The sequence below is a fragment of the Rubripirellula amarantea genome (assembly GCF_007859865.1).
GTDB classification, from domain to species: Bacteria; Planctomycetota; Planctomycetia; order Pirellulales; family Pirellulaceae; genus Rubripirellula; species Rubripirellula amarantea.
Genome location: NZ_SJPI01000001.1, coordinates 1,789,169 through 1,810,530 on the forward strand (window position 1 = coordinate 1,789,169; position 21,362 = coordinate 1,810,530).

Genomic DNA, 21,362 nt, shown 5'->3' on the forward strand with positions numbered 1-21,362 from the left:
ATTAGACAAACTGCCATTTGCCGACGGCGCCGGTGACAAGGTTGGCGTAGTAGACCGATCCATCGGGGCCTTGTTGGATATCAACGATCCACTGGGCACCGGTGGTGAACAATTGCTGGTCAGTCAGATTTCCTTGGTCATCAATGCGGAACAAGCGAACGGTCCCTTCGTACGCGTTGTTGTAAAAGAATGAGTCGTCGAAGTAATCACCCAGGTCACTGTCGTTGATGTATCCGCCCAATACGATTGCGTCACCGGCAGCACCGTGAGTGATCGCGACTACCGGAGGCGTGGCGTCAGCGGTGGCGTAGAAAGCTGCAGCTCCCGAGAGACCGCTGTACTGTGGCGTCGGAGTGTTCACGCCCTGACGACCTTCAAAATAGGGCCAGCCAAAGTTGGCTGCCGCACCGCCGGTGTTGATCTCTTCATAGCTGGTCCAGCCTGTGTCGCCGATCAATAGTTGACCAGAAGTCGGGTCAACGGTGATACGCCAAGGGTTTCTTGCACCAAGCTGATAGACTTTCGAAGCGTTGGCATTGGGGTCACCCGTGTAGAACGGATTGTCCCATAGGCCCTGCCCGGTGATGGGGTCAATCCGTAGGATCTTACCTGACAAACTGTTGACGTCTTGAACGCGAAGAGCGCGGCCGTCGACGCGAGTGTATCCCGCACCATCACCGATAGAAACGAATAGGTTTCCATCAAGTCCGAAGGCCAACGAGCCTACGGTGTGACTTTGTGAATCACTGTTGATGAAGTCTCGGATGTAGTTGCCGCTGGAATCTACGCCGCCCTGAGGCACGCTGTAGTTGACCGAGCTGTCAACAAAACCGTTGAAGTTGTTCCAGGTGCTGTTGGTGCCCAGCAGAATGGTTTCGCTACCTTGGACAATCGACGTGTAACCTGTCGACGCATCCAGAGTGACTCGCATCAAACGCCCAGCTCGATTGCCCGCACCGTCAGGCCCGGCGAGTCCGCTATAGTTGTAGACTTCGGGCGGATCGTAGGTGTAAAGCAAGTACAGGTATGGATTGTTTTCAAGGTCAGGGTGAATCTTGAAGTCGATCAATCCGCGGTCGTTGTAGTCGTTGACTTGTCCGGAGATGTCAATGACGGTCTGGACGGAACCGCCGTCGCGTTGAACCTTTACGACGCCAACCTTTTCAGCAATGTAGAAGTTTCGTCCATCGGGTGACCAATCCAACGCCAGCGGTTGATTAAGTCCGGTGATCACGTCTTGTTTGACAAGGGAACCATCTGGAAACTGAGGTCGAACAGGCGGATCGAAAGCAGGCGGATCGAGGCTGAATTGGAAGTTGCGAATGATGTGTTGGTTGGTGTCTCGGAAATTCGCGCCGGTAAATCCAACGTATGCCTGAGACCCAACAAAGTTGTCGAGTTCGATTGTTGTCACCAAGCTCGCATAGGTTGGCTTCGCTGGGCTATCGGAGATGAACACCGCAAGTTTGTCACTGTCGCCGTTGTAGTCCACCCATGCATAGTATTCACGAGAGTCATTGAGCGTGTACGGAGACGTGACGGTTGCGACGGGGTTCTGAACGGATCCGTTGGTCAACACCGAAATCTCGCGTGCAGCGGTGTCCCACGAATTGCGTTTGGTATCGAACTCAATCGCAATGCTGTTCTCGATCAACTCATATCCCAACCAATACGCATCGGGACCGATCGCATCCGAGCCTGCCGCTGAGTTCTGCAGTGTGAACGTTAGACCGGATGAACCGTTCACCCCAGCACCACCGCCGATGAAGAACTGAAACGAGGCTTGGAAGGACGTGTTATCGCCAATTGAAATGGGTGTCTCGTAGAAGACTGAACTCACTTGGCGTTGTCCAACACCAGTAAGGTTGAGGTTGCCGTTGGATGCCCATGCGACGCCGTTGAGGTTCAATCCGTCCGTGTTGGAAAAGTTCGCATAGTTTGGCAGTGGCGTATCGTCATCGATGATGGTGACGGTAGAAGTACGCGGAGCCAACAACGTCGTGCCAATAGGATTGTCAAGAATCACACTAAAGGTTTCGGTGCCTTCGCCAAAGGAATCATTGATCAGATTGATGGTGATCGTTCGGCTTTGTTGTCCATCGGCAAAGTTGAGGGTGCCGCTTTGTGCTACGTAATCTTGACCAGCGATGGCGGATTCATCGGATGTGTAGTACTGAACTGAAACGGCACCGTCACTGCCACCGATTCGATCGACTTGAATCGTGATCGAGTTAACGCTTTCGCTTGGATTCGATGGGCTCGGTTGAATGGAGAAGCGACCTGGGTTGTTGCCGGTGTTCCCGCCGTCATCAGCAAGGAATTGGAAGTAACCGTTGCTATGCAAGGTTTCGCTTTGACGGAAACCCGGCTGGACGCCATCGGAAGCTAGCCAAGTACCCGTCGAATAGGTCGTCGATGCTTCCGTTTGGTAGGTCTGGCCGTCAACGCGAATGTAGTCGACGTTCAGATTTCGGTCGAAACCACCGGGCGTGTAACTGTCGTTAATAAAGGCAACCCGCACGCGGTCGGCAGTGACATCACCACTAAACTGATAGGAGAATACCTGGCCACTTGTCGAAATGTTATTGAAAGTCTGAACCACGTTTTCATCGATCAACAACTGAGCCGATTCGCTGCCTGTTGTGCCAGAGAGGGCGATGTCAATCGTCGATCCATTGTTTCCGCCACCGGACGCGCCGGCTGAGGAGAATTGAAAGTAACCATTCGCGTTAAGGTATTCCGTTTGTAAGTTACCAGAGGTGATTCCTTGGCCTTCAATCCAAGATCCCTCTGAGAACACGGCTGGATTCTCGGCTTCGTAGGTCACTCCGTCGATCTCAATACGGTCGACTCGCAAGTTGCGGTCGATGCCGCTTGCGGGATCATACAGATCATTGACGAAGTTGATGCGAACGTCATCGGCTGATACGCCATCGATGTTTACGATGTAAGGATAGAACCGATCATTCTCGGCGTCGGTGCCTTGAACGAACCAAGTGTCAACGATTTGACCATTGACTTCTAATTCCATCAGTTCATCGGCGGTCGAACCTGCGGCGTAGATGGCGATGGGAAGATGACCTTGAAACCGATCAAGGGCGACCGAAGACAAGGTTCCTAGCGATTCAATTTGGCCGATGCGGTATTCCAGGTCCCAGTCGTTGCGATGGGTTTGATCTTCAGAAGCGGCAACATCAACGCCGGCGATCGCTGCAATCCGATTGACGAAGGATTGCCCCTTGGAAGTCGCTGCGACATCGCAACCGTAAATCAGCAAGTCGCCTCCCTCGGCGATGGCTCGTCCCCACAAAGCGAGTTGGCTTCGACGTGTTTCGATGTTGGCATCATCGAGTTGACTGTTGCCAAGCTGGATCGCGCCATCGCTTCCATGACTGATCAAATGAACTGATGCGAGGTTGCTTCGGGTGGATAGAACTGCGGTAATCTGCTCGACACCATCCTGCTTAGCGTCCAGAACGATCATCTCAGCATTGGCGGGGATGGCATCCGCAAAGGTCGCGAGATCGTCGACACCGCTATCGATGATGACCAGGGCCGACTTCGGCGCCGAAGCTTCATGATGATTCGACACGTCGCATGCGATGGAATTGTCTAACGCCGGTCCGGATGCGATAGCAACGCCAGCATCGGCAGCGAGCATTAACCGAGGTTCAAGTTCGGCGAGAAGCCATTGACGGCGGGAGCGGGAGGACAAGGAGCGACGGGGACGTGAGAACATCAATGCACCATGCGGAAAATCGGTGGAAAACGAACTCCGCAGTGTAATTCGTACACGTCAATGTGCAAATTTAACGTATCCGTTTCAACCGTTTTCGTCGGCTAGAAAAACCGGTTGTACGGCCTGTGCCAGTTGTGCTTGCGTTGCCCCGGAAACTTTCGTGAGCCGAAAGTGCTGGCCTGCCGAGGCGAATCGAATTCTCGCGATTACCGCTTAAGCGGCTCGGCGTGGAAGATTCTTGCGAATCACTTCAACGGATCGTGCCCGGAATCGATCCCAACGACCCCAGACCAGCAAGTTGGCTAGGTCTCTTGGATCTCGCTTGCACGCTAAGCCAATCACTTCGTTGGCCCAGTCTTGGCACGGTTGAGCATTCTGAGGCGTATGGTCGAGTTGAGGGTAGTGCTCGAGCAGCGACCGTTGGCGATAACGCTCGATGGCCATATCCACTAGATCGGGATGCTGCTGATAAAACGGTTCACCGGCTAAATCGCTTCGCTTCGCTAGGTGCTCGGGACCCGACAAACTTAAGCGGCATCCGCAGAAACCCGCGTACAGAAAGTGCGATCCAGGTGCGTTGGATGTCATGACTTCGAACTGAGACAGTAAACGACGCATCCGAGTTAACGCGTTTCGGTCATCGACGCCCGCACCAACGATGGTTTCGAACCCACGGCTGGCGAATGACTTTACCCAGAAGCCTCGGTCGGCACACTGTTGTGAGACGCAGATCAAAACATGGTCAAAGTGCTTCGCTTGTTGGGTGACGAAGTCTACATAATCCGCTTCGTTGACCGAATGTTCAGAGTGCTTGGTCACGTGCGCGGGCATTACCAACAAGCTTCCGGGAATCTTCGCGGTGATTTCCGGATCACTGTAGATCAAAGGTAACCCGACCGGGATCGCGTTGATCCCATGCCCATTGAGGTAGTACGCAATCACTTCGTTAGCGACCAAGATGGTTTGGTCGTGGGGGTGATTGCCAATGACCTGACGAATGTCCGTTACCGGGTCAATTACCCAGCCATGCTGCCACGCGGCGCGACTGCGGGGTGGTGTTCGAAGGCCAATTTTTTCGGCGATCAAATGGCTGAGCCCGTAGAAGTCCGCTTCGCTGCGAATGCGTATCGGTTCTCTTCGAGGTAGCGACGATTCGACCCGTTGCAACAGGCTCGCACTTTCCTCAACAACGTTTTTCGATTGCACTTCGGATTCCTTATTGATCAAGCTGCTTGGGAATCGCACGAGGTCTGCGTTGGCAGTTGGATCGACTTTTGAGATTGCGCCAAAGCTCGGTCAAAAAGTTCGTCAGTTCTTTTCTGGATCAAGCGAAGAGTGCTCGCGTTGAGTTCTTCCTCCCCGGCGCCACTGCTTCCACGTCGAAAGAACAGTTTCGATGTTGCGTCTTCCGATCCGCGTTCTTTGGCTTGCAGTTGTGAGAAAGAACGATGGTCGACGGCGGCATCTATGATTGACCTTGATACGGGATGGCCAAGCCATTGGAAGCACTCGCTGACGATTGGTGCTGCTTGTTCGAGCATTTGTTCGTAGTTCACCAAACGAACTTGTTCAGGATCGGTTCCGGCGACATCAACGTAGTCGGCAAGGAAATCAATCCAGCGATCTAAGTGGTCTAGGCAGAACGCATCGACGCCTCGGCGTGTTTTCTTTGCGTTGCTGGGATAGCGACAGTTGAAGTGATAGTACGAAACCAATGAATCTTGGGGACGTCGGAACAAGCAGAGATGCCGTGTCTTGTTGGTCGTTGGGTTGCTGTGGAACCAGCGACGGACTGCACGCAATGGTTCATGCGTTTTGATCAACACTCCGCATTGCTGGACGACGGGGCTGGTGTCCGAAACGAAACCGGCTCGTTCAACCACTTCGTGGCAATAGATGTCTGGGATAATCTGATCCGCGTTCACCTCGGACAAATCCAATTGGGATAGGTCAAGTGGCGACTCACTACGGTTAGTGAACGATTGAGCGGCCAACACGTCAGCCATGACTAATCGCATCCAGGTATTTCCCGAGCGAGGGAAAGAACTGACGAAGGTGATAGGGGTGCCGCCGGATTGAAGTCGATTCAATTCGCTCAGGTTCGAGGGGCGTATTTTGGTGCTTCGCCAGTTGTTCCGCCAGCGGTGAATTTCGCGTGTGATCTGGTCAAGCATGCGGTGGTCTACCTCAAGGATTCGCCCGCGATCATGTCCGTTTGTCGCGGCGAATCGACGATAGTTCAATTGACCTCGACAGATCAAGACGAAAGCAAAGTGTTGACACCGGTGAAGCACTTTCGATACATCTCCAGTCGTTGATACAACGTCATTGAAAATCGGAGTGAAACGCCGTGCTGCCTAGTTTGAAGAAATGGAAACGACAAAGACGCGCAGAACGTGCTAAGCGGAAAGCGGCCGATCCAAATTCTTATCCGCCCGACATGAACCGCGACTCGGTCGAAACGATCGTGTCGGTTCATCAATACACAATGACTTCCACCGAGCGACTAAACGGTCTTTGCGAAGCCGTGCGATACATCGGCGATTGTGGAGTTGAAGGCGACATCGTTGAGTGTGGTGTTTGGCGTGGTGGCAGCATGATGGCAATTGCTCAGATGTTGCAGAAGACTGGCGACACGAGTCGTAATTTGCACCTCTTTGACACGTTTGAAGGAATGAGCGAGCCCACTGATGCGGACGTGTCGATCGACGGTGAAACCGCTGTGAAACAGTTGGCTAACGAAGACAAGGACGATGGTACGTCGGTTTGGTGTGTGGCGTCTCTGGGGGATGTGCAGTCACACATGCAACAAGTGGCTTACCCACAAAACCAAATTCATTACCACGTTGGAAAAGTCGAAGAAACAATTCCGGAAGCAGCGCCAGCGAAGATAGCTTTGCTTCGTTTAGACACCGATTGGTATGAGTCGACCGCACACGAGATGGAACATTTGTTTCCGCGGTTGGTCGACGGAGGAGTATTGATTGTCGATGACTACGGCCATTGGCAGGGAGCTCGGCGAGCGATTGATGAGTACTTCATCAAGCACAATATTGGCATGATGTTGCACCGCTTAGATTACACCGGACGAATTGGCATTCATCACATGGGGGTCGCCCGTCATCGAATGACTCAAGCCCAAGGAGCGGCTCATCGTGACGCAGCCTAGCAGCGTAAACTTGCTGAACGTCGGTTGCGGCCGATGCTATCATCCCGCATGGACTAATATCGATCTGGTCGCAGCTACCCCCGAGGTTCGCGCTTACGATCTGCGACGTGGGTTGCCTTATGACGACAATTCGTTCGACGGTGTCTATCACTCGCACGTGCTTGAGCATCTGACGCCTGAATCGGCTGCTGGAATGCTGCGAGAATGTGGACGTGTGCTTCGGCCTGGTGGCGTGCTGCGAATCGTTGTGCCGGATTTAGAGGGCATTGCTCGAGAATACTTGCGAACGCTCGAAGACGCAGCCTTGGATTCCAATCCCATCAATCTAGCTAAGCATCGTTGGATGACATTGGAATTGATCGATCAAATGACTCGCCAACGCAGCGGTGGTTTGATGGGGCAAACGATCACTTCGCCTGAATCAACACCTCCGGACTTCATTCGTTCTCGTTTGGGGCACCAGGTAGACGGCAATACCAAGGTCAAGAATCGCAAAACACTTCGCATGCGAATTTCGCGGTTGTTGGGTGATGCTCGAAAGCAACTTGCTATGGCAGCGGTGACCTTGATCGAAGGATCCTTGGGCCGTGCCGCCTACCGAGAAGGCCGATTTCGCCAATCGGGCGAACTGCATCGTTGGATGTACGACCGTGTTTCGCTTTCTCACTTGCTCGAAGAACTAGGCTTTGAATCGCCGGTCGTTTGTCGGGCCGACGAAAGTCGAATGGCTGATTTTGACGCCTATCAGCTTGATCGAGATGGCGATTGCATTCGAAAGCCTGATTCTATGTTTGTCGAAGCCGTAAAGCCCGTTGCTCAAGCGGCCGCTCGGCCCAGTGGCTTCGCCGCACCCAGCAAGGTTGCATAGAGGTCAGCGTAGGCTTCGGCCTCACGAAGGTGCGAGTACTCAACTTGGATCATTTTGCGAGCCCTGTGGCCAAGACGTTCGCAGGCGGACGGATCCGACAATGAACGTCGCAACACCTCTCCAAGCTCGACAGCATCGCCCGTTTTCGCCAGCCATCCTGAGACGTTGGGTCGAACGTAGTCGGGAATCCCGCCAGCATCAAAACCGACAATCGGAGTTCCGCAAGCCATTGATTCGAGACCCGTCAGTGGCAAATTGTCTTCAAGTGACGGCAGCACAAAGATATCAGCAGCACTGAAGACCGTCCGTTGTTCCAAAGCCCCCGCGACGGGACCAACTGAATGAATCGGAGGCAGTGGCAGATCGGATTCGGGTAGCGTTCCCGAACCAAAGACCATTCCCACGACGTTGGGGATGTCAGCGATCATCGACAATGCCTGCAGCATTTCTTTGCCGCCTTTGCGGATGCTCTTGATGTCCATTGCGCCAAAGCAGACAACGGTTGCGTCCGACGCGATTCCCAAGCGTGCGCGGGCTTCGGATCGGTCCATGGGATAAAAAACTTTAGAATCAATTCCGTATGGAATATGCCGGAACGATCGAGCGTTCGCAAACATCGGGCTCGAACGAGCGGTTTCGATAAGCCACCGACTCGGCGCAACGATATTTAGATTGACGTTCGCAAGAGCGGCTAACTTCTCAGCGAATAGAACGCGGGACATGTCGTGACTGTTACGTTGGCTGAGTTGGTGGCAGTGACCACAACCCGATAGAAAGTGATCGCAGCCGGCCGAGAAATGGCAACCGCCGGTGAACGCATTCATATCGTGAAGCGTCCAGATCACTGGTTGATCAGCGTCAAGGGATCCGAAAAAACTGCGATAATCAATGAACTTCGCAATCCAGTGCAAATGCACGACGTCCTCGAAAACGCCTTGCTTTGCCGACGCAGGGTGATTGCTAGGTGGCCACGGAGTGAACGGCTTTCCTTTGGGCGATGTGAAGATCTCGTGCCCTGCCGAACGATCACGAACGGCTCGTTTGAACTTTTGGCGGTGGCGACGGAACCTAAATCTTGCGTTCAAGGTTTGGAGCAGTCCGCCTTTGCGCCAGCTTGTGGGGTGGTAGCTTGCTCCGTACTGCTCGGGATCCACTTGTTCGGGCGAGCAGAAGAAATGGCTGTTCACCCCGCTCTGAATCAAAGATTCGTGAAGTCGACGTGCTGCGGTTGCTGCGCCGCCACTTAAGTAGCTGTTGAGGTGGGTAACACGCATAGGATTGGACCTTAAGAACGGCTTGGATCGTTCGCCCGATTCAGGCGGCTTCAAGGGTTTGTTCATGAGTAAGACGAGGCCGATGAAGCAACTGATCGAACGACTCCTGCGCGGTGTGCATTCGGTGAAGCGGAACATCACCATAAAACGAAGCCCAGCCCGTGAACGAACTCGGTGGCCCAATCAATTGGTCACACTTGGCGAACGCATACATGTCTTCGACCATGTGGCCGGTGCCGAAGTGGACGTCTAAACCGCTAAAGTCATTGCGATGCAAATCAGAGTTTCCACACACCAAGAATGACACCGCTTGACCGCGAAGTTCGTTTTGAACCCGTCGCATAGCGGCTACATAATCCGCGACGCTGTAGTAGTACATGCCATCGCGAAACGTGGCGTAGTCACCTTGTCGAATGTGGATCCCGATGACGGTTTGGCTGTTACGTCGAATACCGGCCATCAAACTTTCGACATTAGATTCATGGGGCGGCGTGATGCGGAAGTGTTTGCGAATGATGTCAGCGTGCTTGGTCAACCATGGTCCAGCTAGAAAACGCCATCCGGCCACCAGGGTTGGGCGTTTGGATTGTGCCATTGCCGCGAAGCTGTCGCTGGTGAGGTCACATTCATCTTCGTCGACCAGCCGCACCACATGAAATGGAAACCGAGTCATGCGAAGGTGTGAGAGCGAACGCCCCGTCAAATACACCGCGCGGTACAACAACTCGCGAGACAGTGCGCTAGGCTCTGTGGTCGACGCATTGCCTTCTTTTCTAAACGTTGCTTCGTCGGACGCTCTTGAGGCCCGATAGTCGGCGATAGGGTACGTCATGCGAAAGCTGAGTACTTCGTAGTCATTCGCCGTGGGCAATGGAGGAATCGGTAAGCCTGACACCAATGATTGCGGATTCGGTTTAGGATCAAACCGGCACCAAAGATCATGTTCCGTCGAACAGAAGTACTTCGCGTACTTAGTGAACGACGGATTCACCAACGAAATGTTGTATTCCTGCGCAGCGGCGATCAGGTTGGCTGCCAGGACGAGCCGGTTGCCCAACTGACCGTAGTTGCGTGCGATAACAATCATGAAGCTTTTGCCAGGGCTAGGTCATTGGCAACCGATTGTCGAACGAATGTGCAATCCGCTTGCAGCATGACACCGGTAACGCGGTCCGAAAAGCCTGACTGAATTGAGGTGGGAACAAAGTCAAGTGACTCGGCCAACTGCAAGGACTCATCCCACAGCGGTGCGTTTTCATAAAGTGGTTGAGTTGAAAGTTCCATCTGCATGCCGATGATTTGATCCATGCAACGTTGAGCACCCGCAATGACTTGGTGTTCGAGTCCTTGAACATCAAGCTTCAAGAACAACCGTTCGTCTTCTTCGCAATAGCTGCTAACGATCTCATCAAGGCGTTTGACGTTGATCGTGATTGTGTCGACATAGCAAACATCCCCGGTTGAGCTTTCGAGTCGATCCGTCATCGGAAGCAGTGAACTACTCTGAGTATCGGTCGCGACGTTGAATTTCGCTGTCGTGGTTTCGGCTCCTAACGCGTACGAGGCAACTTGCCATCGGTCAAACCCAGAACTGTTGAGCCGGAGTTTTTCTAGGGCTGCTGGTAGCGGTTCGAAAGAGATGATGCGTCCTCTGAATCCACCGCGAAGCAACCTGCGAGCGTATTGTCCGTTGTTAGCGCCAACATCCAGAACCGTGTCTACTCCGTAGCGATGCAGCATGCTGACATGACTGCTGGGCTTACCGAAGCGGTTTGCCAACTGGAGGTAGGCGGTGCGAAACGGGATTTTCGCGGCGTATAGTGAGCGAGACATGGTCTGCCTGGATTTCAAAACCGTTGATGGGCCGTTGCGAAATGAACGCGTTGGGCATTTGCCAGCCTCGCTTTCATTTCAGAAAGTCCATAAGTACCCGCTAAGCGCCCGAAGCGACAATATCACTATCTCATTCGCAATAACGCGAGCGAAATCGGATGTTCAATCAGCTCGGGAAAGTCAGTCTTGACGCCCAAGAACTGGTTCTTCTAAACCATCCTTTGAGGTCGGGTGAGTGTTTCACTGGACACCATTTTAAAGCTCTAAACCCTCTGATTTTGCGATGAACTGTCGTTTAGGTTTACCCCAGCTTCCTGCTCTTCACCGTCACGTTGTTTCCGTATCGGTGAGCTGTTTCACCATGATCGCATTGGTCGGCTGCGGAGGTTCCGCATCGGATGTCCAGGTCGCTAGTTCCACCAACGGCACTGCTCCTGCTGCTGCGGCGGTTGCTAGCACACCTGTCGTACCGGCAACGGACGTCGTCAGCCAATTTCTCGATCTCGTTCGTCGTGGAGGTACAGATTCCGGTGCTTCGACTTTGTTGACCTCGAAAGCTCAGTCAGAGTTGCAACGGATCGGTCGAACGGTCCAGCCAATTGGATCGCCCGACGCTCGCTTCACGGTCACTCGCAGCGAAATGGTTCCGTCTGATCCAAACGCTGCGTTGGTACATAGCGTGTGGGCCGAACCAGGGCCCGAAGGCACGACAATTGAATCCCAGGTCGTTTGGGCTGTTCAAAAAGAAGCCAACCAATGGCGGATCTCTGGGCTGGCGATGGAATTTGAGGGTGAGCCGCAACCGATGATCGTCAACTTCGAAGATGGAAACCGCATGGCAGCTCTGCTGGCGGATGTAGAGGGCCCCAGTGAATCCTCGGCTGAACTGTCGCAGGCCGCCAGCAATCCAGAGCAAATTGATCGCTAGTCGATGTCTGGATTCTGCCACGCATCTTGGCGTGGCAGCCCTCATTCTGGAATTGCCTGAAACCGCTCTAGGGTAAATAAACTTCCGTAAACGGAAGGCGAATTGTTCAGGTAGCGTGGAATATCACTTCGCTGTGACCCTAACAATCACGACGGCGGCGATGCACCGGATATCGCGGCGACTAGGACGTCGCGCTTGCTCCACGCTGGAGCGGCAAAACTCGCATCCCGATGCTCGCAATTATGCGTAAACGACGTCTTGCTTGCATTGACATGTATTGCCTACGGGTTACTGTAACGTCGAAACCTCGCAAGCGTTATAAATTGCCTGGATTGCCTGTTTTGGCACGCCTGTAGCAGTGACGTTTGGGATTGCCCGGGTGGCGGCCAACGTGTTGTTGGCGGCTCGGCGAAAAGCCATGGATCAAGGCTTCAAGAACCAATGTGCGAATCGGATCGCACTTACACTCCGGATTTTGGGAGATATCTATGAATCGGACTGTGGTGAGCAGCATCGCGGCATTCGCACTGGTAGTGAGTGCATCGTTGGCGATGTCAAATACAGCAGAAGCAGGCGGCGGACTACTTTGCAAGATTCACGCCAAGAAGGTTTGCATGCTTAAGAACATTCACGCCAAAAAAGTGAGCTTCTTCAGCAACCTTGGCTGCAAGAGCAAGGGATCAGATTGCTGTGCACCGGAGCCATGTTGTGCTCCTGCACCAGAGCCATGTTGCGCACCGGCTCCTGAACCATGCTGTGCACCAGCACCCGAGCCATGTTGCGAAGTCGCTCCAGAACCTTGCTGCGAAGCACCCGTCGTTGAAGCTGCTCCTTGCTGTGGCGCTCCTGCCATCGAAGAAGCACCTTGCTGCGGTGGCGAAGTCAGCATGGACTATGCCGTTGAAGGCGTTGTCGAAGGTGGCGAAGTCGTAACCGAAGCAGCTTCGAGCGAAGGCTTCAACCTTGCTCCAGGCGAAGTGCTTGTTCCAGGCAGCCTGCAAACGGTTGGCGCAAGTGAAGCAGCACCTGCTGCTGAAGCGGCTGAAATTGCTGCACCTGCAGCCGAGCCTGTTGCACCTGTTGCCGCTCCTGAAGCTGATGCCGCTGCAGATGCTCCTGAAAGCAGCAGCGATGCAGCACCTGCACCTGCTGCAGAAGCAGTAGAAGAAGCCGCTCCTCCAGCACCAACTCCAGACGCATCGACCGATGCCTAGTCTGTAAAGACAACCCGTCTCTACGCTTCACAGCGTTTCGACAGATACAAGAACCACGCACGTCGTTTGATGTGCGTGGTTTTTTTGTGCGTCTAGTTTGATTGAAGCGTTTCGGTCGAAAACGGCGAGCTTTGATTGACTTCTGCGAATCCGGGAATCGTTATCAAGCGAAGATCCTCACGACTCGTCGATTGGCAATGGAGATTCCTTTAGCTCGTCGATAACGCTTGGACGCAGTCGAGCGACATCGTTAAAGTCTTCAACGTCATCGGGCTTCAAGTACAGGTGTTCGCTCCCGTCATTGTCCTCAACGAATAGCCATTCGTCCGCGGTGATAGCGTGATTGGCTCGGTCCGACGATGTGCGAACGACCTTGTCTTTGGTGCTTTGAGTCCACGCTTGGGCACCGCACCAAGATGCATCGTTGTTGCCTAAGCTGCGAAGGATGTTAGGCAAGGATCGGTCCGAGGTGACATGAGGCATCCGCACCGGCCCCACATCGCTGACCACCATTGGCAATCTCAAGTCATGGCTTCGCAGCGGTCCGACACGGTGGCCGATGTGTTGGTTTTGGCCAAGGCCGAACCCGCTGGTTCCGATCAGTAACACTCGAGGATCATCGCAAAGTAATGATTGAAGCATGACTTCGATCATCAAGTCGACTAGACGTACTTGGCATGCGTAGGTTCGCATCCACATCGTGATGGCGTCGGGGTGATAAGCGTCGCCCAGCCATCCGATACTTTGCGAATCAGAGGGAGCTTTTGTTAGATCTATCTTGGGAACCAAAGCACTTTCATTGATCAAAGGAAGTGAACCGAAATCCGGAGTATCCGCTAAGTCTTCCTCCTCCCAAGGTTCTAGAGCCGATTGCAATTCAACCTCGTCGATAGGATACAGCGATCGTGGTGCGTCCCAGCATCGGGTAAGAAAATCAGAGTGCAGCCACATCAGACTCCAATCGCCATCGGTTTCGATGTCCCGTTCGATGGCTGCAGCCATCAAGGAAGCCAGGTGAGTTTGTTCGATCTCCGTGGCCGCCATGCCGTTCTCTGACGCCTGCATTTGCACGACTGAGTCGAAACATGACGCGGCCGATGCCACAGCTTCGACATCCGTGATCAGCTCTGTTTCCCCAGCCAGTTTCCAGGGTTCCATCCACTGGCTAGCTATATCGCCAGATTGTCCATCAACTTGATCGTCACCAACGGTGAACAATCGTCGAAGCAACGAGTGCGGTTGATCATCGGAAGAGGTCCAGCGATCCCATACGCATCCGGTGGACGCGATTTGGTCGATCGAGGGAGTTTGATTCCACGAGGACCCGTAGCAACCCAACGAGGATGTGGTCAGAGCATCGAACGATAGGACGATCAGCGGTCGAGTTCGCAAGGATTCGTAAGTGGTAAGAGGCTCGAGGTCAGCAGGTTTTTGTCTGCGGCAGGCGGCAGAACCCGCGCAATCAGTGTCATCGATCGCGACCGGTGAGCAAGCGGACAGGCATGGGAAGCTCAACAGCCCAGTCCAGTTTATCCGTGTTCTAGGGTTAAGCGCAGTGGGTCCGTCTTCTCGTTTTTCGTTTCCAAGTTCATGTCGATCACGCCGTCCAACCCCAACCATGATTTTCCGGCCTTGGTTACGCCACCCGTGGTGGTTCCGCCCACGGTCGTCCTGCCCGTGTCAGCCGATACGAAAAACACGACGACTGCGGGCGCGCCGGCAACGAGGAAGCCATGGCAAGCTCCCTCGCGGACAATGGTTTGGGACGTGCCTTTCGATAACGTCACGCTTGAAGAAGCGGTTGAAAAAATTGGTGAATTGATTGAGCGAGACGCACCTAGCTACGTAATCACCGCAAATCTGAATTACGTGATGTTGCATCATCGCGATGCCGCGATGCCGGAGGTTACACGCGATGCCGATTTGATTCTCGCTGATGGTCAGCCAATCGTCTGGCGAAGTCGCATCGGTGAACATCCACTGCCCGAGCGAGTCGCTGGTAGCGAAATGATCTACACGCTTGCTGAGATGGCAGCCAAAAAGGGTTGGGGCATTTACTTCCTAGGTGGAATGCCCGGTGTGGGAGCAACGGCGGCAGAGAAATTGACCAAGCAGTTCCCGGGGCTCAAGGTCGCCGGCGTGGAATCACCTCCCTACCGTGAACTCAGCGAGTTAGAACGCGCAAGCCAAGCCGCTCGCATTCGTGAATCCGGCGCGAAACTTCTATTGGTTGCCTTTGGTCAACCCAAGGGCGAAAAGTGGATCCATGAAAACTACGCGAAGCTAGGCGTGCCCGTGAGCATTCAACTGGGGGCATCGTTCGACTTCATTGCCGGTACCGCAACACGAGCACCCCGGTGGTGTCAGAAGACTGGCATGGAATGGGGGTATCGCATGATGACGGACCCCAAGCGATTGATTCCTCGCTATTGGTCCAATGCCACGTTTCTACTGACGGCACTCATCGAAGATTGGAAACGTGCCGTGATCAAATGGGGCATGTGGGAATAGACGATTTCCAGCAGCAAGGCGTTGGGCAAACTCGCTTCAGTTTGCCAAAACGCTCACCAGACAGGATCCCAAATGGTGTCGACTGTCTGTTCGTTATTAGCGGCTTGCTAAAGTTTATGGCTGGGAAGTTCCTATACGGCCGCTGGTTTCTTCTTCGGCTTGTAGATCTCAGTAGCCGTACCAAAGTGGACTTCGCCCGCGTTCATCAACGTCTCGCTAAGCGTTGGGTGTGGGTGAATGCTGTCGGTGATGTCGTGTACTTCGCAGCCCATCTCGATCGCCAGCACCGCTTCAGCAATCAATTCGCCAGCCCCACTGCCGACAATACCGCAGCCTAAAACACGTTGGGTGTTGGGATCAACAAGCCACTTGGTAAGGCCATTTGTGATTCCCAAAGCTTGAGCCCGACCGCTGGCCGCCCATGGATAAACATTGACTTCAACTTCAATGCCATCGCGTTTGGCTTCTTCCTCGGTGAGTCCCGCCCAAGCGATTTCGGGATCGGTAAACACGACTGCGGGAATTGCAACTTTGTCAAAGGCGACGGCTTTTCCAGCAATCACTTCAGCAGCGATGCGTCCTTCATGGGTCGCTTTGTGAGCGAGCATAGGATCGCCCGCAACATCGCCAATGGCAAAGATGTGTGGGTCGGCAGTTCGTTGTTGATTGTCACATTCGACGAAGCCTCGTTCGTTGACAACGACGGACGTGTTTTCAAGACCTAGGCCACGCGTTACAGGGCGTCGACCAATGCTAACCAAGACGCGATCGAATTGTTCGTGACCGAATTTACCGGGGCCTTCAAAGGTCACTTCGATCTTGTCGCCTGTTTCGGACAACGAACCAACCTTCGTGTTCAGGAACACACGACCTTCGCACATCTGGTCGATCTTCTTCGCTAGCGGCTTGACCAGATCTCGATCCGCACCCGGAAGCAATCCTTCGGTCATTTCAACGACCGACACTTTGGAACCAAGATGGGCATAGACGCTTCCCATTTCCAAGCCAATGTAGCCACCACCAATGACCAGCAACGTTTCGGGAATGTCGACAAGCTTCAAAGCACCGGTGCTGTCCATGACGCGGTCGCTGCCGATGTCAAAGACAGGCGGCATCGCTGGGACGCTGCCGGTCGCCAGAATGCAGTGATCGAAAGTAAGTTGACCACCTTCGGGAATTGACTCGTGATCGCCTTCGAGTTTCAGTGTTGTCGAATTCACGAACGTTCCGCGAGCTTGAATCACGGTAACGTTTCGTCGCTTGGCAAGATTGCCTAGTCCGCCGGTCAAGTTGGAAATGACCTTGTCCTTGCGGGCTCGAACCTTATCGACATCAATTGCGGGCTTGCCCTCGTACACCACACCCCAGTCGGCTCGTAGTTCATCAACTTCGGCGATGACCTTCGCGACATGCAGCAGTGCTTTGGAAGGGATACATCCACGAAGCAAGCAGGTGCCACCGAGAGTAGGTGAGGCTTCAACAATGGTGACTTCAAGGCCTTCGTCAGCCGCCAAGAAGGCAGCCGCATAACCACCGGGACCACCACCGAGAACAACAACAGGAGCATGCATGATTTATGACTTCGACCAAACTAGGAAGATGATGACAGGGGGCTGCGAATGAGTCACAGGCCTACAAAAAATCCGCACGGACGAAAGCGTCCATGCGGATTGTTGAGCTTTCGCAGTCTCATTGTAGGCGGCAGGCATTTTTTTGAATTGCCCGAGCCCGGAATGGATGGAAAGAAATTAGCGTGACAGGAATTCGACGACGCTGTTGGCGTCCACGGGCAGACTGATGTCGCTTGCGCCCGGAAGTCCCAGAACAGTTGCCTTCAAGTTTTCGCTATCGAAAGTCACCCAATCGAGTGCGTCGGGCGAAGCATTGGCGATCACGCCGCGGTACAGATTCTTAAGATTTTCGCGACCACGAACTTCGATAATATCGCCAGGACGAAGGATGTAGCTGGGCTTGGTAACCTTCGCGCCGTTGACGTGAAAGTGACCGTGGACAATGCCCTGACGTGCTTGGGGACGAGTCTTGGTGAACCCGACGCGGCGGACAACGTTGTCGAGGCGGCGCTCGCACATCAGAAGCAGCAATTCACCGGTGTTGCCCGGCTTATGCCCTACGGAATCGAAATAACGGCGAAGTTGACGTTCACCGAGGCCGTAGTAGTGCTTGATCTTTTGCTTTTCCATCAACGCAAGACCGTAGTTACTTGGTCTGCGTCCCCGCACGTGCATGCCTGGCGGTTGCGGACGACGGTCGAGAGCCCGAGCGGCTCCGGATGTTTCGTAAATTAAGACGCCTAGACGTCGGTTAACACGTGCTTTTGGGCCGGTATAGCGAGCCATAAAACAGTTCCTTTCCGCACCACGATATCGTCGCGGCACTTACATTGAGGGGAGGGGCGGTTGCCAAACGATTGGCAGTCCAACCCGAGCGATCCAGTGCCGTATCAGGCCAGCAAGCCACAATGGCGTTGCCGTTGGTCACCCATGGATTTCTTGGGGGCCGCACAGTGTGGCGACTGGTCTTGAGTTGGGCAAGGGGAAAGGGGCCCAAACATGCGTTTTTTGCGAGGGTTTTACGGCTGATGCGTCGGTTTTGAGGGGCTCGCCAGCCTCCGAGGACGAGCTCCCTGTAAAACGCTGTTTCTGAGTCGCCAACCTTGTGGTTTTTGTCTGCGGATTCGTGTTCCTTGCCGACGTTGAATACCCAAGGATGAATGCCGCGGCGGCGGAACGCGCAGGATTGGTAGTGTACGTTTGCTTTCCTGGTCCGCCGCCGGCTGGTCCGCCGCCGATTTGCGACGAGATTGGAAACAGCCATCGGTGAACACAGCCATCGGTGAACACGGCCATCGGTGAACACGGCCATCGGTGAACACTGGGGCCAATCTGGACAAACCCCAAGATGTTCCGAACCTTGGCGGACTCGAAATCGGTAGTTCATGCCGACGGTTCACTCGCCCGCTAGGCACTACGTCTTTGCTAGGTTGTCTTTGCTGGGTTTCCGTTAGCCAACTCACGATACGGGGCTCATCGCTAATGCCTCGGGCTGAACTAGCCCCCAGTCCTCGCTTCGTTCCCTGGGATTCTGGTTGCGCAAAAATCGCGACCAGAAGAGAGATAGGTAACGAAGTTGAGAAGAACAGTGCAGCGAATTTGCGTTTTGCCTCGCATCACCTCGATTTGGCGACCGACAGACGAGCCCACAGATCGCGGAATGACTGGGAGGACTCAGATGCTTTGGCCCTTCGCCATAGTGAAGCTATTTCACTGGTCAAGCTCGGTGCGATCGTGTCGTGGTACGGTGAGTCCGCTGGCAGGCCCGCGACTAAGCGGCGGTGAGCCCTCCCCAAATCGTGATAGGGCAATCGCGGGAATAAATGGTGCAAGGCGTGGTAGCGAGTTCCAATCGGACCCCAAAGTTCGCTGAACCAAGGTGCGTGTGGATAGTTCACGCTATCGAGCATTTGATCTTGGAAGCTCATTTCCCCGTGCTCATTTGTCCAACGATGCGCACCTAGTGTGCGAAGTTCGTTCAAGACCAAGAGGCCTACTCCCACGGAATAGGCCACGACCCAAAGCGGATTGAACCATTCCCCGGTCCGGAAGTAATAGCGCGTCGCAAAGACAACGCACCATGCAAAGACAAGCACTTCTTGCAGCACCACGATTCGCATGACGTCTTTCTTTTCCACATCAGTCCGCTCGTAAAACGGATCGACCAACATCGTCGAAGCGTGCTTGTGAACCCACTTTCGGGCCCCCGGAATCAGCCAACAGATAGGACTGATGATTGCGAAACGAGCAAATCCCAGGATCGGAATCAAAATAGCCTGGGCGATGAACCCAACGATCATCCAGCGACCGTTGTGACTTAGCGCCAAGTATTCGCCATCGTGTTCGGTGCCATAGTGTTTACGGCGGTGGTGATCGACGTGCGGGTAGTACAGGAATGACGGAACAAACATGAAAATTCCGCATAGAGCATTCCAAGCGATCCGGAATCCCTTGAATTGATCCTTGGGCAAATGCACCAGTTCGTGAATGAACATCAACGCCCGCATGTAAGCCAGGATCGTTACCACGTAAGCCAGCGCCGCACCGGCAATCGCCCAAGAAGAATTGGGGTATTGTCGTGGCAGGCCCAGGATTAGAAAAAACGCTACGTGGCCGGTGATGATTGAGGCAAGAAAGTCCGTCCAGTAAATCCACGCCTTGGGTTGCCCAAGTCCTTCGATCAGACTGCGGGCCTGGTGAAACGAGAACGATGTTTCGGCAATCGCGGTTTTCGGCGTCGTTTCCGGGGACGTCACGGGCATTGTTTAGCCTCTCATGGTGGAACTCGTAGTCAATCCTTAGATCGTTTGTATCGATTGATCCCGTTGGCAAATATCGTACCTCAAGTCAAGAATCTTTCACCTGTTTCTCCTGCTCCTCCCAGACATTCCATTCCATTAAATCCCGAGCGTTTGACACCATCATGACAGCTAATGTCAAACAAATCGTCGTTATTGGTGCAGGAGCAGCGGGGATGGTCGCCGCAACGCAGGCCGCGCTGCGAGGCGCCCGCGTGATCTTGTTGGAGAAAAATTCAAAGACAGGCGTCAAAATTCTGATGTCCGGCGGCACCCGCTGCAACATCACGCACAACACCGACGCTCGCGGCATCACCGAGGCATTCGGGAAAGCCAAGCGATTCCTGCAGCCCAGTGTGGGCCGGTTCAGTCCGACCGATGTGGTGAAAATGTTCAATGATGCCGGCGTGGGCACGAAGGTCGAATCGACCGGCAAGATCTTTCCCGTTTCGAATCGGGCGGTTCAAGTCCGTGACGCACTACATCAATTGGCGATTGATTCAGGCGTTGAGCTCCGATTGCGGACCTCCGTGAAGGACGTTAAGCGTCATCAAGCCGACGGCAAGAACCAATGGTCCGTCGTTACAGAAAACCAGACTGCTGACTCGATCACAACCGAGTCTTTAACCGCCGACGCAGTCATCATCACGGCGGGCGGAAGGAGTTGGCCGGGTTGTGGAACTACCGGCGATGCTTACGCATGGTTAACGCAACTGGGGCATACCATTGTGCGCACTCGTCCTGCCTTGGTTCCATTGGTTGGTGGCACGGCGTGGATGCGGTCGCTTTCGGGAATCACGCTTGAAGACTGCGTTGCTACGGTACGCCAGAAAAACGAACAAGGTGAAGTAAAGACCGGACGCAAAGCTGTGCTGACCTCGCGACGTGCATCGATGTTGTTGACGCACTTTGGGTTATCGGGCCCGGCTGCCATGGACGTCAGCGGAGTGATGACCGAGGCTCGGTCCATGAACAACGTGCACTTGGAAATAGACGTGGTGCCAGAGATCGACGAAGCAAGTCTGAACCATTGCTTTGCCGCCAGTAACCCAGACTCGGCCAAGCGAAACGTGTCAACGATCATTAGCCGAATGTTGCCGCAACGCATGGCGGACTGCATCGTGCAGAGCATCGGTACCGATTGCACGGTGGCACAGTTGCCCGCGACGATGCGGCGCGACTTGATCACTCAGCTTAAGCGTATGCCGGTTTCGATCACGGGAACCAAGGGGTTCGAAAAGGCAGAAGTGACAGCCGGTGGCGTGGCGTTAAGCGAAGTCGACCCCAAGACGATGCAAAGCCGATTGCATCCTGGTTTGTTCATCGCTGGCGAAGTGTTGGACGTGGATGGTTGGATCGGCGGTTACAATTTTCAGTCTGCATTCAGCACGGGGCACCTCGCAGGAAGCATTGCTGCGGAGAACTAATATCGTGGTCGCTAGTGCTACACTGATGAA

Annotated in this window: 16 protein-coding genes; 6 read left to right on the forward strand and 10 right to left on the reverse strand. The window is 54.0% G+C overall.

The annotated features are described in order from the left end of the window. Position 1: 1 nt before the first annotated feature. The 3 genes from Pla22_RS06500 to Pla22_RS06510 all read right to left on the reverse strand — a co-directional run bounded on the left by Pla22_RS06500 (position 2) and on the right by Pla22_RS06510 (position 5,913). The gene (locus Pla22_RS06500; protein WP_165440543.1) at positions 2-3,715 is read right to left on the reverse strand and encodes a DUF4347 domain-containing protein; all 3,714 of its coding nucleotides are present in this window, start codon (positions 3,713-3,715) and stop codon (positions 2-4) included. 237 nt (positions 3,716-3,952) lie between these two features. Next, complete coding sequence (locus tag Pla22_RS06505) at positions 3,953-4,945, reverse strand: hypothetical protein (RefSeq protein WP_146513893.1); 993 nt, start codon at positions 4,943-4,945, stop codon at positions 3,953-3,955. A 17-nt stretch (positions 4,946-4,962) separates the two neighbouring features. Next, positions 4,963-5,913 carry a sulfotransferase domain-containing protein gene (locus tag Pla22_RS06510; RefSeq protein ID WP_146513894.1) on the reverse strand — a complete coding sequence of 317 codons (951 nt, stop codon included), beginning with the start codon at positions 5,911-5,913 and terminating at the stop codon, positions 4,963-4,965. A gap of 266 nt (positions 5,914-6,179) precedes the next feature. Here Pla22_RS06510 and Pla22_RS06515 point away from each other — a divergent pair, with 266 nt between their 5' ends. After that, the gene (locus Pla22_RS06515) at positions 6,180-6,908 is read left to right on the forward strand and encodes a TylF/MycF/NovP-related O-methyltransferase (protein ID WP_146513895.1); all 729 of its coding nucleotides are present in this window, start codon (positions 6,180-6,182) and stop codon (positions 6,906-6,908) included. Then, positions 6,895-7,776: a class I SAM-dependent methyltransferase gene (locus tag Pla22_RS06520; RefSeq protein ID WP_165440544.1), complete on the forward strand. Its 882-nt coding sequence runs from the start codon at positions 6,895-6,897 to the stop codon at positions 7,774-7,776. The genes Pla22_RS06515 and Pla22_RS06520 overlap by 14 nt, the downstream gene beginning before the upstream one ends. Here the strand turns inward: Pla22_RS06520 and Pla22_RS06525 are convergent. The 3 genes from Pla22_RS06525 to Pla22_RS06535 are packed head-to-tail and all read right to left on the reverse strand — an operon-like array spanning position 7,725 to position 10,883. Next, on the reverse strand, positions 7,725-9,050 hold the full coding sequence (locus Pla22_RS06525) for a glycosyltransferase (protein ID WP_165440545.1): 1,326 nt from the start codon (positions 9,048-9,050) through the stop codon (positions 7,725-7,727). The two genes, Pla22_RS06520 and Pla22_RS06525, sit on opposite strands and share 52 nt — an antisense overlap. A gap of 40 nt (positions 9,051-9,090) precedes the next feature. Next, positions 9,091-10,137 carry an alpha-1,2-fucosyltransferase gene (locus Pla22_RS06530; protein WP_146513898.1) on the reverse strand — a complete coding sequence of 349 codons (1,047 nt, stop codon included), beginning with the start codon at positions 10,135-10,137 and terminating at the stop codon, positions 9,091-9,093. Beyond that, on the reverse strand, positions 10,134-10,883 hold the full coding sequence (locus Pla22_RS06535) for an FkbM family methyltransferase (RefSeq protein WP_146513899.1): 750 nt from the start codon (positions 10,881-10,883) through the stop codon (positions 10,134-10,136). The genes Pla22_RS06530 and Pla22_RS06535 overlap by 4 nt, the downstream gene beginning before the upstream one ends. Positions 10,884-11,229: 346 nt before the next feature. Between Pla22_RS06535 and Pla22_RS06540 the strand changes: the two genes are divergently transcribed. Further along, positions 11,230-11,811, forward strand: a complete 582-nt coding sequence (locus Pla22_RS06540; protein ID WP_165440546.1) for a hypothetical protein — start codon at positions 11,230-11,232, stop codon at positions 11,809-11,811. Between the two features lie 488 nt (positions 11,812-12,299). Further along, positions 12,300-13,025 carry a hypothetical protein gene (locus Pla22_RS25635; RefSeq protein ID WP_242631837.1) on the forward strand — a complete coding sequence of 242 codons (726 nt, stop codon included), beginning with the start codon at positions 12,300-12,302 and terminating at the stop codon, positions 13,023-13,025. Positions 13,026-13,202: 177 nt separating this feature from the next. On the opposite strand, the gene Pla22_RS06550 is transcribed toward Pla22_RS25635, so the two are convergent. Further along, a complete protein-coding gene (locus tag Pla22_RS06550; protein ID WP_146513901.1) occupies positions 13,203-14,417 on the reverse strand; it encodes a hypothetical protein in 1,215 nt (404 codons plus the stop codon). Positions 14,418-14,615: 198 nt separating this feature from the next. Between Pla22_RS06550 and Pla22_RS06555 the strand changes: the two genes are divergently transcribed. Next, complete coding sequence (locus Pla22_RS06555; RefSeq protein WP_207310308.1) at positions 14,616-15,536, forward strand: WecB/TagA/CpsF family glycosyltransferase; 921 nt, start codon at positions 14,616-14,618, stop codon at positions 15,534-15,536. Between the two features lie 131 nt (positions 15,537-15,667). On the opposite strand, the gene lpdA is transcribed toward Pla22_RS06555, so the two are convergent. The 3 genes from lpdA to Pla22_RS06570 all read right to left on the reverse strand — a co-directional run bounded on the left by lpdA (position 15,668) and on the right by Pla22_RS06570 (position 19,869). Beyond that, a complete protein-coding gene (lpdA, locus tag Pla22_RS06560) occupies positions 15,668-17,107 on the reverse strand; it encodes a dihydrolipoyl dehydrogenase (protein WP_146513902.1) in 1,440 nt (479 codons plus the stop codon). A gap of 177 nt (positions 17,108-17,284) precedes the next feature. Further along, positions 17,285-17,893 carry a 30S ribosomal protein S4 gene (gene rpsD, locus Pla22_RS06565; RefSeq protein ID WP_146513903.1) on the reverse strand — a complete coding sequence of 203 codons (609 nt, stop codon included), beginning with the start codon at positions 17,891-17,893 and terminating at the stop codon, positions 17,285-17,287. Positions 17,894-18,723: 830 nt separating this feature from the next. After that, a complete protein-coding gene (locus Pla22_RS06570; protein WP_146513904.1) occupies positions 18,724-19,869 on the reverse strand; it encodes a fatty acid desaturase family protein in 1,146 nt (381 codons plus the stop codon). 161 nt (positions 19,870-20,030) lie between these two features. On the opposite strand from Pla22_RS06570, the gene Pla22_RS06575 reads away from it, so the two are divergent. Further along, a complete protein-coding gene (locus Pla22_RS06575) occupies positions 20,031-21,332 on the forward strand; it encodes a BaiN/RdsA family NAD(P)/FAD-dependent oxidoreductase (RefSeq protein WP_146513905.1) in 1,302 nt (433 codons plus the stop codon). Positions 21,333-21,362: the final 30 nt, after the last annotated feature.